This window comes from Pseudomonas sp. RP-B7 (assembly GCF_059803535.1).
Genome location: NZ_JAPFHC010000002.1, coordinates 186,425 through 202,779, shown reverse-complemented (window position 1 = coordinate 202,779; position 16,355 = coordinate 186,425). Strand labels below are relative to the sequence as shown.

Annotated in this window: 11 protein-coding genes; 6 read left to right on the top strand and 5 right to left on the bottom strand. The window is 62.1% G+C overall.

What is annotated here, in order from left to right:
* Positions 1-135 precede the first annotated feature (135 nt).
* Positions 136-1,578 carry an NCS1 family nucleobase:cation symporter-1 gene (locus tag OPU96_RS03710; RefSeq protein ID WP_226454957.1) on the top strand — a complete coding sequence of 481 codons (1,443 nt, stop codon included), beginning with the start codon at positions 136-138 and terminating at the stop codon, positions 1,576-1,578.
* Here the strand turns inward: OPU96_RS03710 and OPU96_RS03705 are convergent.
* Positions 1,490-2,686 carry an MFS transporter gene (locus tag OPU96_RS03705; RefSeq protein WP_226454958.1) on the bottom strand — a complete coding sequence of 399 codons (1,197 nt, stop codon included), beginning with the start codon at positions 2,684-2,686 and terminating at the stop codon, positions 1,490-1,492. The genes OPU96_RS03710 and OPU96_RS03705 overlap by 89 nt on opposite strands.
* 102 nt (positions 2,687-2,788) lie before the next feature.
* Here OPU96_RS03705 and ptrR point away from each other — a divergent pair, with 102 nt between their 5' ends.
* Both ptrR and OPU96_RS03695 read left to right on the top strand, forming a co-directional pair.
* A complete protein-coding gene (gene ptrR / locus OPU96_RS03700; RefSeq protein ID WP_192297077.1) occupies positions 2,789-3,682 on the top strand; it encodes a putrescine utilization regulator PtrR in 894 nt (297 codons plus the stop codon).
* Between the two features lie 142 nt (positions 3,683-3,824).
* The gene (locus tag OPU96_RS03695; protein ID WP_003193089.1) at positions 3,825-3,947 is read left to right on the top strand and encodes a PA1414 family protein; all 123 of its coding nucleotides are present in this window, start codon (positions 3,825-3,827) and stop codon (positions 3,945-3,947) included.
* Positions 3,948-4,299: 352 nt separating this feature from the next.
* Here the strand turns inward: OPU96_RS03695 and OPU96_RS03690 are convergent, their stop codons facing one another.
* Genes OPU96_RS03690 through speB form a run of 4 tightly spaced genes read right to left on the bottom strand, consistent with a single transcriptional unit; the run spans position 4,300 to position 8,668 of the window.
* Positions 4,300-5,682, bottom strand: coding sequence for a sodium:solute symporter family protein (locus tag OPU96_RS03690; protein WP_192297076.1), 1,383 nt, complete (start codon positions 5,680-5,682; stop codon positions 4,300-4,302).
* Between the two features lie 20 nt (positions 5,683-5,702).
* Entirely contained in the window at positions 5,703-7,274 is a 1,572-nt protein-coding gene (locus OPU96_RS03685) for a purine-cytosine permease family protein (protein ID WP_226454959.1), read from the bottom strand.
* 21 nt (positions 7,275-7,295) lie between these two features.
* A complete protein-coding gene (locus OPU96_RS03680; protein ID WP_226454960.1) occupies positions 7,296-7,718 on the bottom strand; it encodes a YybH family protein in 423 nt (140 codons plus the stop codon).
* Positions 7,718-8,668 (bottom strand): agmatinase, encoded by a 951-nt coding sequence (gene speB, locus OPU96_RS03675; protein WP_003175388.1) that lies wholly within the window; start codon positions 8,666-8,668, stop codon positions 7,718-7,720. The genes OPU96_RS03680 and speB overlap by 1 nt, the downstream gene beginning before the upstream one ends.
* A gap of 179 nt (positions 8,669-8,847) precedes the next feature.
* On the opposite strand from speB, the gene OPU96_RS03670 reads away from it, so the two are divergent.
* From OPU96_RS03670 to OPU96_RS03660, 3 genes are all read left to right on the top strand, one after another.
* The gene (locus OPU96_RS03670) at positions 8,848-9,741 is read left to right on the top strand and encodes a LysR family transcriptional regulator (protein WP_003193084.1); all 894 of its coding nucleotides are present in this window, start codon (positions 8,848-8,850) and stop codon (positions 9,739-9,741) included.
* Between the two features lie 4 nt (positions 9,742-9,745).
* Positions 9,746-10,336 (top strand): tRNA-uridine aminocarboxypropyltransferase, encoded by a 591-nt coding sequence (locus tag OPU96_RS03665; RefSeq protein ID WP_192297073.1) that lies wholly within the window; start codon positions 9,746-9,748, stop codon positions 10,334-10,336.
* A gap of 72 nt (positions 10,337-10,408) precedes the next feature.
* Positions 10,409-16,330 (top strand): NEL-type E3 ubiquitin ligase domain-containing protein, encoded by a 5,922-nt coding sequence (locus tag OPU96_RS03660; RefSeq protein WP_498558657.1) that lies wholly within the window; start codon positions 10,409-10,411, stop codon positions 16,328-16,330.
* Positions 16,331-16,355 lie beyond the last annotated feature (25 nt).

Genomic DNA, 16,355 nt, shown 5'->3' with positions numbered 1-16,355 from the left:
CTGTTTGGGGCGTGATTCGGTAGGGATTGTGTGCCATTGGCACGCATTCTGCTGACTGCTTCGTATACAAACCATGCCGCCTACCGTATGCACAGTGCTACGGCAGCGCAGGCCGGTATTACGAGGAGCCCAGCGATGACCGAACAATTGCCCAAAGGCTACAGCCCGCGCCTGTACAACCAGGACCTGGGCCCACTGCCGCAGAAGTGGACCTGGTACAACATTTTCGCGTTCTGGATGAGCGACGTGCACAGCGTCGGCGGCTATGTGTTCGCCGCCAGCCTGTTCGCCCTGGGGCTGGCCAGTTGGCAGGTATTGATCGCCTTGCTCACCGGTATCTGCATCGTGCAGTTGATCGCCAACCTGGTGGCCAAGCCGAGCCAGCAAGCCGCCGTACCGTACCCGGTAATTTGCCGACTGGCCTTTGGGGTGTTTGGCGCGAATATTCCTGCGGTGATTCGTGGCTTGATTGCCGTGGCCTGGTATGGGATTCAGACCTATCTGGCTTCCAGCGCCCTGATCATCGTGGTGCTGCGCTTTTTCCCACAAATGGCGGTGTATGCAGAGCCGCATTTTGCGGGCCTGTCCTACCTCGGCTGGTTTGGTTTCCTAAGCTTGTGGGTGCTGCAAGCGGCGGTGTTCTGGGCCGGCATGGAGTCCATCCGCCGCTTTATCGATTGGGCCGGGCCGGTGGTGTATGCGGTGATGTTTGCCCTGGCGGGGTGGATCGTGTGGAAGGCGGGCTGGGCGAATATCAGCTTCACCCTATCGGAAAAATCCCTGTCGGGCTGGCAGGCGTTTGGTCAGGTGATCGTGGCAACGGCGTTGGTGGTGTCGTACTTCTCCGGCCCGACGTTGAACTTCGGCGATTTCAGTCGCTACTGCCGCAGCATGCACGACGTGCGACGCGGCAATTTCTGGGGGCTGCCGGTAAATTTCCTGGCGTTCTCGCTGGTCACCGTGGTGATCGTCTCGGGCACTTTGCCGGTGTTTGGTGAAATGCTCCACGACCCGATTGCCACCGTGTCGCGCATCGATAACAGCATGGCCGTGCTGCTCGGCGCCTTTGCCTTTGTGACTGCCACCATCGGCATCAATATTGTTGCCAATTTTGTTTCCCCGGCGTTCGATTTCGCCAACGTCGCGCCGAGCAAAATCAGCTGGCGCGCCGGTGGCATGATCGCCGCCGTGGCATCGATCTTCATTACCCCGTGGAACCTGTTCAACAACCCGCTGATGATCCACTACACCCTGGACATCCTCGCTGCGTTTATCGGGCCGTTGTTCGGCATCCTGCTGGTGGACTTCTACCTGATCAAAAAGCAGCAGATCGACGTGGATGCGCTGTTCGACGACAGCCCAGGCGGTCGTTATTACTTCGATGGCGGCGTGAACTGGACGGCGGTCAAGGCGCTGGTGCCGGCGACATTGGTCGGTGTCGCGATCACCTTCACCCCGGCGTTGCAAGGCATGGCCAACTTCGCCTGGTTCACCGGGTGCTTCCTGGGTGGGCTGTTCTTCCTGGTGCTGGCGCGTCGTGAACAGCTTCGTGTGCCTGTGCCCCTGGTTGCCGGCTGAGCAGCGCACCTGCCACCAGCAGGCCGCATCCGGCGATCACCAACGCCGGGTGCAGGCCGCCGCTCAGATGACTGCTCACCGAAGCCAGCAACGGCCCGCTCAACTGGCCCATGGCAAAACTGGCAGTCAGCAAACCGGTGCTGCGCTGGTAGCCGTGGGGCGCGATTTCTCTCAAGCGCGCCATTACCAATTGCATACACGCCAGGAACGGCGCACCACACAGCGACACGCCCAGCGCCAGACCCCAGCCATTGCCCAGCAAGCAGGCGAACACACCGGCACCCTGTAGCCACAGCGTGGTCATCAGCCAGCGCCGCGTGGTGTTCGGGTCCTTGCGGCGCAGGCTGGCGACAACCACGCCTAGCGCTGCTGCCAGGCCGAAACACGGCCAGAACAGATCGGCCTGCCAGGCGCCGCTGAACTGCGCACTGGCCATCTGTGACAGAAAGGTCGCCGGGATGATGTAGCCCAAGCCGAACAGAAAGTAGATCCAGCCCAAGTGGGCGATGCTCTGGTTGCGGCCAGCACTGGCAGTGGGTGCAGAGGTGGCTGTCGGCCGGGGCAGGTAGGGCAGCACGGCGAGCAACATCACCAGCGCCACGGCCCCATACACCAGCCACAAGGTGGCGCTATCCTGTCCCAGCAGGTTCGAGACCAGTGCCAGCAAGCCCGTCAGCAAGATCCCCAATCCCGGACCGGCAAATACCAACGCCCCCAGGCGCGGCTGGCCAGCGGCAAGCGCCAGGGGTTGGCTCAGGCTGGTGATCATCACCAGCGCCCAGGCGCTCGCAACGCCGGTGCCGAAGCGCAACAACACGTGCGGCCAGAAACCGTGGGCCCAGTACGACGCAAGTGTCAGCAGCACACACAGCCACAGCCCGCCATACAGGCGGCCGCGTACGTGGTGATGGCTGCGGGCGAAGATCGAATCCACCGCGCCGACGAAATAGCCCAGGTAATTGGCAGCAGCGATCAGGCCGGCGCCAGTCAGGTCGATCTGCCCCTCACTCAGCAGGTGCGGCATTTGTGGGGTGAGGGCGAAGCGGCCAATGCCCATGGCCATCATCAGGGCGATAAAGCTGGCGAGTAGGCGGGTGCGGGCTGACATGCTGTGTTCCTGCGGGTTAGCGAGTGATCTTCAGCCTAAAGCGCATTGACTTTCTGTAAAATTGAATAATAGTGAGTAACTTATTCAGTTTTGGAGAAAGGTATGGAGTTCAGTCAATTGCGCATTTTCCAGGCGGTGGCAGAGGAGGGCTCCATCACCCGCGCAGCTGAGCGCCTGCACCGTGTGCCGTCGAACCTGTCGACGCGGCTCAAGCAGATGGAGGAGCAACTCGGCGTTGAACTGTTCGTGCGAGAACGCCAGCGCTTGCAACTTTCTCCTGCGGGTAAGGTGCTGCTGGACTACAGCACCCGTCTGCTCGCGCTGCATGACGAAGCCCACGGCGCGGTCCAGGGCGGACAACCGGCCGGCGACTTTGTGCTGGGCAGCATGTACAGCACGGCAGCGGTGCATTTGCCTAAGCTGTTGGCCCGCTATCACAAGGCGTATCCGATGGTGAACCTTCAGGTGCAATCGGCGCCCAGCGGTGAGTTGCTCGAAGGGTTGATTACCGGTCGCCTGGATGCCGCCTTTGTGGACGGCCCAATTACCATCGCGAGTCTGGAGGGTGTGGCCCTGTGCGAAGAACGCTTGGTGTTGATTTGCGAGGCTGACCACCCACCTGTGCGTGGGCCGCAGGATGTGGCGGGGCGTGCGGTGTTCACCTTCCGACGCAGTTGCGCCTATCGCACACGGCTGGAAACGTGGTTTTCCCACGAACACGTAGCAATGGGGCGGGCAATCGAGATCGAGTCCTATCAGGGCATGCTGGCCTGTGTGATCGCCGGTTCGGGGGTGGCGCTGATGTCCGAATCCATGCTCGACAGCCTGCCGGGCAAGGACAGCGTGTCCGTTCATCCGCTGACAGGGCATTTTGCCACTGCGACCACCTGGCTGATGTGGCGAAAGGGTATGCTCGGCGCTAACCTCAATGCATGGATCGACCTGCAGCAAGAAGGCAAGGTCGGGCTCGAGCAAGACACACGCGCAAGTGCTTGAGCGATTCGTCAGGATTTCAATGAATTCAGTAATAGTTCGTTGTGGTTTCGTACAAGCAATGCGTAGGACTTAGGGCTACTATCCTGTAGGAAGAGGCGAAAGAATTGACCGCCGACCCGCATTACCCTCAAAGGGGGCAACCATGAAAGAGAAAATTCAAAACTGGCTCCATGACCTCGGTGTTGCACTGGGCCTGATCGAGCCGCCCCTGCAGCCGGTGCCGATCCGCACGGATGATGAGCAGCGCCGGCCGCGTCGCAGATAAACGCTGGTCGACATTGAATTAACAATGTGGGAGCGGGCTTGCTCGCGAAGGTGGCGTATCAGTCGATGAAAGATTGACGGGTACACCGCCTTCGCGAGCAAGCCCGCTTCCACATTAAACTGGCTGCTGTTTCTCGGTACTTCAGATGGATTGTCGATAGTCCATGGCTCTGCCTACCATCAAATCGTGGCCGGTGGAACATATGCCGCAGGCGCGACACAGGGACGGGTATGGGCCTCTCTGGTCCCGGACTCCTCCAGGCCAACCACAAGGCGCCAGTTGCAGGTAAAAAAACGGGCACGACATCCGACGTCGTGCCCGCTGAAGAAACCGCTCTAAACCCGGTTGCGCATCACACCGCGCGAGCCGTTGCTGCCTGTGGCTTGCGCGACAGCACACTGACCAGCACAAAACTCACCAGCCCTATCGCCAGGCTGTAGTAGATCGGCGTGTTCGCGTCCAGGCCATCCTTGAACATGAACACCAGCGCCGTCACAAAGCCCAGGGTCATCGAGGTGATCGCGCCGGAGGTGGTCGCACGCTTCCAGAAAATCGCCCCGATCAGCGGGATCAACATACCGCCCACTAGCAGGTTGTAGGCCAGGGTCAGCGCGCTGATCACATCATTCACCACCAGCGCGATACCCAGCACGGCAACACCGGTCAGCATCGTGAACAAACGGTTGATCGCCAGGCTCGACTGTTTACCGCCACGCAGGCGCGGCAGCAGGTCTTCGGTCAGAACGGTGGAGGCGGCCAGCAAGCCGGCACTGGCGGTGGACATCATGGCGGCCAGTGCCGCAGCGATCACCAGGCCACGGATGCCATCGGGCAGCGAGACTTTGACGATGGCGGCAAACGCGTTGTTCACGTTGTCCAGGTCCGGGATCAGCACATGGGCGGCCATGCCGATCAACGCACAGGCCAGGCCGTAGAGGATGCAGTAGAAACCGGCGAAAGTGCCTGCGTACTTGGCGACCTTTTCGTCGCGGGCGGTGAACACGCGCTGCCAGATGTCCTGGCCAATCAGGATGCCGAAAAAGTAGATCATGAAGTAGGTGATGATCGTGTCCCAGCCAATCGCGGTGAAGCTGAAGTTGGACGCGGGTAGCTTGGCCACCAGTTCATCCCAGCCGCCGACGCGGTACAGGCAGATCGGCAGCAGGATAAACATCAGGCCGACGGTCTTGATCACGAACTGCACGATGTCGGTGAGGGTCAGCGACCACATGCCGCCAATGGTCGAGTACACCACCACCACGCCACCGCCGAGCAGCACCGAGATCCAGAACGGCAGGCCGAACAGCACTTGCAGCACGGTACCGATGGCCAGGATCGAGGTCACGCCGATCATCAGCGCGTAGGCCAGCATGATCACCGCGCTCGCTTGGCGGGCCATGGGGTTGTAGCGTTTTTCCAACACCTGGGTGACGGTGAAGATCTTCAGCTTGAGCAGCGGCTTGGCGAGGAACAGGTTCAGCGCAATGATCCCCATGCCCAATGCGGCGCACAGCCAGAAGCCGGAAATACCATGCACATAGCCCAGGCGCACGGTGCCGACGGTGGAGGCACCGCCCAACACGGTGGCGGCCATGGTGCCCATGTACAGCGACGGGCCGAGGTTGCGGCCGGCCACCAGGTAGTCTTCGTGGGTCTTGGCGCGACGCATGCCGTAATAGCCGAGCACGAGCATGCCGGCGGCGTAGATGAGTACGACGAATAAATCCAAAGCCATGACGGCGATTCTCCGATTTCTTATTGTGATGACGAAGCTTGGTGTGGCGAGGGCGCTTGTTCCCGCTCGCCTGCGAAGCTGGAGGCTGCTGTTTTAGGGCCGCTTCGCACCCCGGCGGGAGCAAGTTCCCTCGCCACAAAGGCCGGCCCATACACCGCAGCCGGCTCAGGAAACACACGCAGCAAGGTCAGGTACACCACCGACGCCAGCCCCAGCGTCACCGGCAGACTGATGTCGATGCCATCGGCCAGGTTGCCCAGTGGCCCAACGAACTGCCCCGGCAGGTTGACGAAGCACAGGCCCACCAGCGCACTCGGAATCCAGGCCCCCAGCCCGCGCCAGTTCCAGCCATGGCTGAACCAGTAGCGGCCGCCACTTTCACCACGGGTGAACACTTGCAAGTCATCCGGGCAATAGAAGCCGCGACGCACGATCAGGCCGATGATCATCATCACCATCCACGGTGTGGTGCAGGTGATGATCAGCACGGCGAAGGTCGACACGCTCTGCACCAGGTTGGCGGCGAAACGTCCGATAAAGATGAAGGCAATCGACATCAGCCCAATCAGCAGTGTCGCCTTGACCCGCGACAGCAGGCGCGGGAACACGCTGGACATGTCCAACCCCGTGCCATACAGCGATGTGGTGCCGGTGGACATGCCGCCGATCACCGCAATCAGGCACACCGGCAGGAAGAACCAGCTCGGCGCCACCGCGAGCAAACCGCCGACGTAGTTGTTGGCCGCGATGTAGTCCGGGGCCTTGACTGCCACGATGGTCGCGGTGGCCAGGCCGAACAGGAACGGGATCAATGTGGCGATCTGGGCCAGGACCACGGCCAGCATGATGCGCATTTTCGGCGTCTCACGCGGGATGTAACGCGACCAGTCCCCGAGGAACGCGCCGAAGGAAATCGGGTTGCTCATGGCCACCAGCGCCGCGCCGATAAACGCCGCCCAGAAGCCGCTCTGGCCCATGGCGACGGTGCCGGCGAAGTGGCTGTCGAAGGTCGGCGCGAAGGCGAAGATCCCGAGTAAAAACAGGAGACTCGCCGCCCACACCGCGATGCGGTTGACCCACAGCATGAAGCGAAAGCCGTAGATGCACACGGTCAGCACCAGGATCGCGAACACGCCGTAGGCCAGGCCCAGGGTCAGGTCGGTTTCCGGTAGGCCTACCAGACGTTTCGCACCGCCCACCAGCGCATCGCCTGAACTCCACACCGACAGTGAGAAGAAGGCAATCGCCGTCAGCAGTGACAGAAACGAGCCGACAATCCGCCCGTGCACGCCGAAGTGCGCACCGGACGACACCGCGTTGTTGGTGCCGTTGATCGGCCCGAACAGGCCCATGGGCGCCAGGATCAGCGCCCCCACCAGCACGCCGAGCACAATCGCCCACACCCCGGCCTGGAACGACAGGCCGAACAGCACGGGAAAGGAACCCAGCACGGCGGTGGCAAAGGTATTGGCACCGCCGAAGATCAGGCGGAACAGATCCTTGGGCCCGGCGGTACGTTCATGGTCCGGGATCTGCTCGACCCCGTTGGTTTCTATCTTGCGAATACTTTTATCGTTGTTTTTATTATTCATGATCAGCTCCGATCACATTGGCTAAGGGGGCGGCAGCCCTTCCGGCATAGCGGACAAATGTTCGTGACAGGCCAGCCACAGGCCTTGTTTTTGTTCTGTGCGATTCCCTTGCCGTTTGAAGACAATGGTTTCGCGTTCCTGGCTAAAAAATTGCTCCCCGTTCATGCGCAGCTCGGTGGCCACGTCATGCATAAAAATCGCCACGTCACCTTGCAGGCTGACCACGGCGTTGCTCGACGTGCAGGACAGCACTTCGAAGCCCTCGTCCCGGCGCCAGCTGTCCCACAACGCCTGGTAGGCGTCGCGACTGAGCAGTGGCTGGGGCAGGGTGTAGAACACAAAGCTGGCATCGGCCGTGAACGCGCCGAAGTAGGCGGCGCGGTCATTGCGGGCGAAGGCCGCCACCAGGTCGGCGGCGGCTTGCAGCACCTCGCGCGTGCTCATCAGCGGTGCGCCACGCCAGGCAGTACGCAGAGCATCTCGTACAGCAGGTTGGCGCCGAGCAGCGAGGTGTTGCCGGTGGTGTCGTAGGGCGGCGAAACTTCTACCAGGTCACAACCAATCAGGTCGAGGCCCTGGCAGCCGCGGATGATCTCGATGGCCTGGATGGTGGTCAGCCCGCCGATTTCCGGGGTGCCGGTGCCCGGTGCCCAGGCCGGGTCGATGCCGTCGATGTCGAAGCTCAGGTACACCGGGCCGCCACCGACTTTTTCCCGCACTTCGGCCATCAATGGCGCAAGGGAGTGGTGCCAGCATTCTTCGGCCTGGACCACACGAAAGCCCTGCTTGCGGCTCCAGTTGAAGTCTTCGGCGGTGTAGCCCTGGGCGCGCAGGCCGATCTGCACCACGCGGTCGCAATCAAGCAAACCTTCCTCCACGGCGCGGCGGAAGGTGGTGCCGTGGGCGATTTTCTCGCCGAACATATGGTCGTTCACATCGGCGTGGGCATCGATGTGCACCAGCCCGACCTTGCCGTGTTTCTTGTGGATCGCCCGCAGGATCGGCAGGGTGATGGTGTGGTCACCGCCCAGGGTCATGGGGATCACATTGTGTTCGAGGATCTCGTCGTAGGCTTCTTCGATGATGCGTACGGCGTCGAGCAGGTTGAAGGTGTTGATCGCCACGTCGCCGATGTCGGCCACCGACAGCGAGTCGAACGGTGCCGCGCCAGTGGCCATGTTGTAGGGGCGGATCATCACCGATTCGGCGCGGATTTCGCGTGGCCCGAAACGGGTGCCGGCGCGCAGCGAGGTGCCGATGTCCAGGGGCACGCCGATAAAGGCGGCGTCCAGGCCCTTGGCGGTTTGCAGGTGGGGAAGTCGCATCATGGTGGCGATGCCGGCAAAGCGCGGCATTTCGTTGCCGCCCAGTGGTTGGTGGAAAATCTTGTCCACGGGAGTGCCTCATCGTTGTTGTGTTTATTAGAGGCCGATTCTGCGAAATACCCCGAGGCGAAAGAATCGGCAGGGGCAAATACTTAGTTCAGATTTTTCTAAACTAATCCCTGAGGTAAACTCCGTTCAAATGTGGGAGCTGGCTCCCACAGGATTATGTGTGTGCCTTCGGAGACCCCATGGCCAACGCCTTGCCCGACCTGAAACTCTTGCGCATCTTCGTCAGCGTCGTACGCCACCAGGGGTTCGCCAGTGCCCAGCACGAGCTCAACCTGTCCACGTCGGCCATCAGCACCTATATGAGCCAGCTGGAGTCGGCGCTGGGTCTGGTGTTGTGCCACCGTGGGCGGGGCGGGTTCAGCCTGACCAGCAAGGGCGAGCTGTTCCATCAGGAAACCCTGCGCCTGCTCGGCGAGTTGGAAGGCTTCGAGCAGTACGCCGCGGCGTTGAAAGGCGAGTTGCGCGGTACCCTCAAGCTCGGCGTGCTTGACTCCACCGTCAGCGACAAAGCCTTGCCGTTCGCCGAAGTCATCGGCGCCTACAGCCTCGAACACCCGGCGGTGCACCTGCATTTGTCGGTGATGAGCCCTTACGAACTGCAACTGGGCGTGCAGGACAACCGTCTCGACCTGGCCATCGGCGCCTTCTCCAACCGCATGAGCGGGCTGATCTACATGCCGCTGTACCGCGAACAGCACTGGTTGTATTGCAGCACCCGCCACCCGTTGTTCAACGAGCGGCGCATCCCCGAGCAGGTGATCACCCAGCAGCGCATGGTCGGGCGCGGCTACTGGAGCCAGGCGGAACTGGCGCGCCACGGCTTCAAGCACAGCGCCGCCACGGTGGAAAGTATGGAGGCACAACTGATCCTGGTGCTGTCCGGTGCCTACATCGGCTACCTGCCCGAACACTACGCCCAGGCCTGGGCCGACAAGGGCGACTTGCGCGTCTTGCTGCCGGCGACCTTCGGCTACCAGGCGCCGTTCTCGATGATCATGCGCCGAGGTCGCAGCCGTGAGCCACTGATCCAGACCTTTCGCGACTTGCTCAAAACCCAGCTCAACCAGGCCTGAAACCATGTCCAGACCCCAATGCTCCCGTTGCCTCAGGCCTCTTGCCCATTGCCTGTGCCCGCTGATACCCAGCCTCGACAGCCGCACCCGGGTGTTGCTGTTGCAGCACCCGAGCGAGGTCAACCACGCACTCAACACGGCACGGTTGGCGGCATTGGGGCTGAACAATGCGCAGTTGGTGGTGGGCGAGGTGTTTGCTGATTTGCCGGCGTTGTTGAACCCGCCGGGTTATCAGGCGCGGTTGTTGTTTCCCGGCGACGATGCCCAGCCATTGCAAGGGTATACACCTGACGATCAGCCGTTGTTGCTGGTGGTGCCTGACGGCACCTGGCGCAAGGCGCGCAAACTGTTGCACCTCAACCCGTTGCTGGCGGCGTTGCCCAGGGTGAGCCTGGCCGAAGGCGCCGTCTCCCGTTATCGGCTGCGCAAGGCGCCGGGACCGGGGGCGTTGTCGACGGTCGAGGCGATTGTGCAGGCCTTGCAGGTGCTGGAGGCGCCGACTTCGTTCGAGCCGTTGCTCCAGCCGTTCGAGGCGTTGATCGAAGGGCAGATCGCCGCGATGGGGCCTTTGGTCTTCGCCAAAAACCACGCTTGATGCGTGGCGCTACATAGCTACCGGAGCGGCTGATGGCGACTGGGTAGGCTCGTTCATTTAAGGAGCGTACCTATGGCTGAACCGAATTCCCCTGACACGTTGGCCGCGTTTATGGCGCAGCATCCCGGGCCGCTGATGTCGCGTGCGCAGTGGTCTGCCTTGCAGGCCCTGGACGGATACCGGGTAAAGTTCGATGCCTTTCTCGGTGAACTCAACGACGACGAGCGGTTTGAATACGTACGTCTGCAACGGGCGTGGGTTTCTGCGCAATACGCTCTGGAACAAGGCATTCATGAACTGACCCTGGCTTTCGAGCAACAGGCCCTGGCGTCGCTGCGCCAAGGCCTGAAATCCCTGACGGGTCAGGACATCGACCCGAAAGTCGCACAGATCCATACGCGTTACCTTCAATCGGCCAATCGTGTTCGCCGTGGCGCCGATGGCGATGTGATAAAAACCGCCAGCCTCACCCTGTGGGACGCCGCGTGCATCAACTACGACGGGCTGACCGGCTGGAGTTATCCCGGCCGCACGGGGTTGGCTGACGCCAGCTTTCTTGACGAGGGTATAAATGCCAACGCGGCTGATTTCATAGCGCTGGTGCGCAGGCTGGATCTCGGCGGGCAACTCAAGGCGCGTCTGGATCAGGCACTGTCGGCCTCCGCCGAGTTGGGCGGGCGGGTCATGGCACTGGCCGCGGCTGAGTTCGAATTCGCGCTGATCGAGGCCCTGAGAACCACTGCCGCAAGCCGGGTGGACAGGGCGTGTTATCAGGCCGTGAAGCAAGCGTTGGTGGGAGGGGTGCGCTGGGAGAACGTTGAGGAAATGCTGCTGTTTATCCCCCACGGGGTGGACAACCTCAGTTGGTTGCCGCAATCCCTGGGGTTCACCGGGCAATACGTCGGCCCGCCCCCCGGCGACAGCCTGAGCATTCCCCATATCGTGTTTTCCGTCAGTGGTTGCCGGGGCGCCTTCAGCTTCTTCCCGAATCGTCCTGGTGGCTCGTTGCGTCACCATGCCAGCCACCGCGAAGCCTGTGAGGAATTTCACGTCGCCTTCCAGGGCTTCTACCGCAGAGGCGAGGTCGATTGGCTGTATCAGATGATGTCACTGCGTGACTGTGCACGCGTAAAGCAGCTTGCCAAAGCTTCTGTCCGACCCCAGGGCCTCAATGACGTCGCCCAACTGCTTTACGCATTGGCGCAGTCCATTCCCTCGCTCGACAAGGCCCAGAGCATTGGCAGTGTGCGCACCCCGGTGCAGAAGGTGCCCGTGGTCTGCTTGAGCGCCTTCTACATCAAGCGTTGCCGCGCCAACCTGCAAGAACTGGCCAACGAGATGCCCGGGTTGATGCCGAGCGTGATCGAGGTGTTCCAGGCCTTGCTCAATGAAATCCTCAACCTGTTGTTGATTCCGGTGCCGGGAGCACCCAACGGGCTGGGGCGGGCACGCGTGTTTGGCATGTTCGTCGCGTTGACCCAGGGCTTGATCGGCGGGGGGCATCAGGCGTTGCAGGGGCGGCCAGGCGAACTGCTGCAGGCATTTGTCGATCTGGCCGATTTATTGATCAGCGGCCGCATGCATACCCGGCTGGCGTTCACCGTGCAGCGTCGGCATCAGCGTCTTTATCAGCAACTCTCGCGGTCGCACACGGTCATCGACCCTCGGCACCCGACGGGCCCGCAGTTGCTCGAACGAATGCTCGGCGCGAAGGATGTGCCTTCCCGTGCGCTGGACGCCGTGCTCGATTCAAGTGCCACCGCGCATGCTGCCCTGAACCAAGTGTGGGAGGGCGCGCCGCCTTCGGCGTCACTGGTTGAGGCGGTGCAGCGTTTCAACACTGACCGGTTGATCGACTGGGTAAGCCAGGGCGCCAATCCCGATCACCCTGCGCCCGTCGGTGCTGTTGAGGTCATGGCGCCGCTGCTCACCCAGTTGGCGGACTGGCCGGCAAACACCGCGTTGAGCATTGCCAATCAGCAAGGCCTGGAGCTGCGACGCTACAGCGCCAATACGATGGGACCGCCGACAGAAACGGTCACCGTCATCGCCCTGGAAAACTATCAATTCGCCTATGGGCCCACGAGTCGTCGCGTCGTGCATCTGCCGAATGCCATCGCCGCGCTGATGCCGACAGTTTTTGCCGCGGGCGCACCGCTGATTCGCCAGCAACTGGCGGCGCTGGCCAAGACCTTGAGCATCGAGTTGTTTGAGGCACTGACGCGCTTCGCCGGGGCCAGTCGCTCGACGGCCAAGGGGGCCAGCAGGGGCGTGCGGCAATTGTTGCCTGATCGCGTCGGCCACGAGTTGTCCATGCCGGCGGTGGTTGCGCAATTGCAGGCACTGCACCCACAGGTGAGCCTGGCACGCTTGCTTGAGGTGCTGCGCGAACATCCCTTGTCGGCACACCAACAGATGCAGTTGCTGACTTCGCAATTGCAGCCTGAAGCGCTGTATGACGCCTTGCGCGCGGCCCGTCGGGGAGCGCGTCGGGAGGCCATTGTCGATGGCCTGTTCCACCGCCGCCGCTTTGACCGGCAAACCCAGAATTGGGCGGCCGCGTATGCCCATGGCGTGTTGAGTGATGGGCTCGGGCGAGCACTGGTCGTCAGCTGGGCCGAGCAGCCGGTGCCTTATGTTTCCAAGGGCACTCGAGATCGAACCCTGGTCGTGATCGATCATCGCCTGGGGCGGTTCGCGGCGTATGACGCACAGGCGCACCGCAGCGGCGAGATGTTCACTGGCGCCGACAGCTTCTACGCCCTCATCGTGAGCCAGTTGTCAGAGCAAGACCGTGCCCGCCTGGGGCTCTCGGCGGCGCAGGCCATCGGCGATCTGCGTCACCAAGTCGCCCAGGCGCTGGTGCGCAATCGTGCGCCCGACGGCACGTTCTATCCGTATCGACGTGAGATCGCGGCGTACGCCCGTAGCGACGATATTTCACGCATCGGCACCGAGCCCGACGCGCTGGGCCTGTATGCCCTCGGCTCGGCGCGCTACCTGTTTATCGAAGGCGACTGTTTCAAGGTCGCCCAAGCGGACCCGGCACAGCCGTGGCGCATCCAGCACCCCTCGTTGAACGACGCTTACGCCCCGGCCCTCACCCATAACGGCGCCGGCGCGTGGCGCCATGAATGGGAAGACCCGCTGACTTGGGACGGCCAACGACCGTTTTATCGACTGGGGCCGTTGGCCCGTGCGCTGGGGCCGGATGCGATTGAACAGGTGCTGCGGATCAGCGGGGTGACAACAGACATGCTGCGCCGGGTGCATGTACGCAATGAGCTTCCCCCCGCCGTCCTGCTGGATACCCTTGAGCGCTTCACGGTCCATCAGCGGGTCAAGGCCGGTATGGACGTTGGTGCGGCTTTTTTCGAGCGGATGCTGGGCGAAGTCGGTGCCGATCGCGCCGATGCACTGGTGGGGCGCAAGGGCGTCGCGCATTCCGATCAGATCACCGTGCTGGAGGCAAAAGTGGCGCTGGACAAGCCGCAGATGGAACACCTGTTCTTCGAGGCGTTATGCCCTGATCGCCGGCATTCCAATGACCCACTGGCCCAAGTGCTGCAGCGTGACTACCCCGATTTGACCAACCGGGTCGCCGAAGACCTGGTGCGCGCTGTCACCCCGGCCGAGCGCCGCAGCCTGGAGAGCGGGGTGGTCCCGTTGACGCTGACCTCGGCGATCCGATGGTGGGTGCAATACCTGCGCAAAACCAGGATTCTGGAGAGCGCGCACCTGCCGGCCAGCGCCGATGAGAACAGTGCGACCGCGCTCCTGCATGCATTGGCGCAAATAGACGGTTGGCCGGCGCACCTTCGGGTTGAAGTGTGGCAAGGCGGTTTTATGCAGACCAGCGTCGGCCCGTTCGATGCAGCGCTCAAGTGCATGGTGGAGCGGGTATCCCACCAGTATCAGGCCTATCTCCCCCAGGCAAACGGGCGGCGACAGCCAGTGGGACGCCCGGGTCCATTCCTTGAGGTGTTACTGGCCGCGCTGCCGCTGGCCGAGCGGCAGTCATTGGGGTTCACCCAGGGCGCCGGGGAGGGGGAATTGCTCGAGCAGGTGCGTTGGCGTCTGCAACGCATATGGGAGTTTGCCGAGACCCAGAGGCGTGTGGGGCGCCGTCCGCATTTCCATCCGCCACAGCGTGTTGCGGATGGGCGCATCGCTTATCCGCTGAGCGGTAGAGGGCTGAGGCCGATGGAGCGCGCCCAGGTAGCGCGCTTGCGCGTGTTGTATCCGGCGAGAACCGACGACGAGGTTCTACAGCTGTGGCGGGACGCAGGCGACTCGGTTCGAGAACGCGATGGGATGATCGACTATCTCTACAACGAACGTGAGGCGATGAACGTTGCGCTGGGGCGATGGCTTCATGGCACGACGGGCCCCGCGCGGGAGGCCCGGGCGCAGGCGGTTGTACGTATCCAGCGATGTTGGGCCAGGGAGGCCTCGACTCACGGGACGGCCATGGTCAAGGAACTGAATCTCGATGGCCTGGACCTGACCGATCTGCCCACGTTGGGCGCGCATTTCGGACACGTGGAGGTATTGAGCCTGAAGCGAAACCAACTGTCTCAATTGCCTACGCGTTTCCTGCGCTGTTTCCCGGGCGTGACGCGGCTTTACCTGAGCGACAACAGGTTCGAGCAGATGCCGCCGGGGCTTTCCGAGGTCCCGCGGCTGAGGGCCTTGTACCTGGGCAACAATCGACTCAAGTTCAGGCTGGGCGATGTGATCCGGCTGAGTGAGCTGACGCAATTGCGCGTGTTGGATTTGTCCTCGAACCCCCTTCGCCAAGGACAGCGACTGAACTTGTCGGGTTTGAAACACCTGCGCTATCTGAACCTGCGCAACACTCAGTTGGAAAGCCTGCCCAAGGGGGCTGTCACCCTGAAATGGCTGGAGGTGTTTGACCTCGCAAACAACCGCATCCAAGTGCTGACTCGGTCTGACTTGTTTATCTACGCTGATGTCCATCGCGCCATGGACCTGTCCGGCAACCCCTTGTCGCAGGGCACGCTTCAGATGCTTCGTGTTTATCGCGAGCAGCCGGGGCGTTCTGGCATTCATTTCGGATTGCATCCGCATGATATTCCCGTTACTGCCGGTCCCGACCGCTGGTTGGCGGTGCTGGCGGTCAGGGACGTACCGTCGCACCTCGCGCTTTGGCAGGACTTGCAGGGGCGGGAGATTTTTGCGCGGTTTTTCACGCTGATCGAGCGTGTTGCCGCTGATCCCAAGTTTGTTGCCGTGGGTTACCGAGCCCTGCGAGAAGACCTCACCGGCAGAGTCTGGCGCTTGATCGAAGGGGCTGCCAACACCCCGCAACTGGCGACGATCCTGTTCGAGCATCGGTACGACATGAGCGCTGGCGTGAACGGTTGCATGGTGTCGCTCAACAATTTGGAGCTCAAGTTCAGAATGTTCGAACTGCTCACCGGGGGCGACGGCGATGGGATGCCGCTGCTCAATTGTTTGCGGGCCAGCAGCCGCTTGGCGGCCATCACGAACGCTGTGCTTTTGTTCGATCCGCATCAGACACCGGAGCTGGCGGGCACACGCATACTGGCTTACCGAATTGCCTTGTCCGCGGCCCTGGACCTCCCCCTGGGCTTCGATCAACGGCTGGATCGGACGTTGGGCACCCCCAGCCCCGAGAGCGTTGCCGCGATGCTTAACGGCATCCTGGCGGGCGAGACGAGGTTGGACTGGCCTGGGTGGCTGATTGAGAAGACGTATTGGCGGCAGTTCCTGCAAGCCAAGTATCAGGTGCGTCTTCAAGCCACGCTGGGGCATTACGATCAGGCGCTGGAGGACGCCTTGGATAGAGTCAACCGTGCAGAACTGAGCGATGGGGCTTACCTGGCGTTGGCCAATGACCTGTCCAGCCGGCGCTCAGTCGATGAGGACCGCTTGCTTCTGGCGTTGACAGAAGGTGAGTGGGCCAACTTCACAGGTGCCGCCAATGTTGCTTATGCCTATCAGCAATAAGCACCTTACTTTGCGTGATATGGCC

What these genes read in the sequence shown, in the direction of transcription:
- OPU96_RS03710 (WP_226454957.1), top strand. Translation starts at nt 136, where the DNA reads ATGACCGAACAATTGCCCAAAGGCTACAGCCCGCGCCTGTACAACCAG.
- OPU96_RS03705 (WP_226454958.1), bottom strand. Translation starts at nt 2,686, where the DNA reads ATGTCAGCCCGCACCCGCCTACTCGCCAGCTTTATCGCCCTGATGATG.
- ptrR (WP_192297077.1), top strand. Translation starts at nt 2,789, where the DNA reads ATGGAGTTCAGTCAATTGCGCATTTTCCAGGCGGTGGCAGAGGAGGGC.
- OPU96_RS03695 (WP_003193089.1), top strand. Translation starts at nt 3,825, where the DNA reads ATGAAAGAGAAAATTCAAAACTGGCTCCATGACCTCGGTGTTGCACTG.
- OPU96_RS03690 (WP_192297076.1), bottom strand. Translation starts at nt 5,682, where the DNA reads ATGGCTTTGGATTTATTCGTCGTACTCATCTACGCCGCCGGCATGCTC.
- OPU96_RS03685 (WP_226454959.1), bottom strand. Translation starts at nt 7,274, where the DNA reads ATGAATAATAAAAACAACGATAAAAGTATTCGCAAGATAGAAACCAAC.
- OPU96_RS03680 (WP_226454960.1), bottom strand. Translation starts at nt 7,718, where the DNA reads ATGAGCACGCGCGAGGTGCTGCAAGCCGCCGCCGACCTGGTGGCGGCC.
- OPU96_RS03670 (WP_003193084.1), top strand. Translation starts at nt 8,848, where the DNA reads ATGGCCAACGCCTTGCCCGACCTGAAACTCTTGCGCATCTTCGTCAGC.
- OPU96_RS03665 (WP_192297073.1), top strand. Translation starts at nt 9,746, where the DNA reads ATGTCCAGACCCCAATGCTCCCGTTGCCTCAGGCCTCTTGCCCATTGC.
- OPU96_RS03660 (WP_498558657.1), top strand. Translation starts at nt 10,409, where the DNA reads ATGGCTGAACCGAATTCCCCTGACACGTTGGCCGCGTTTATGGCGCAG.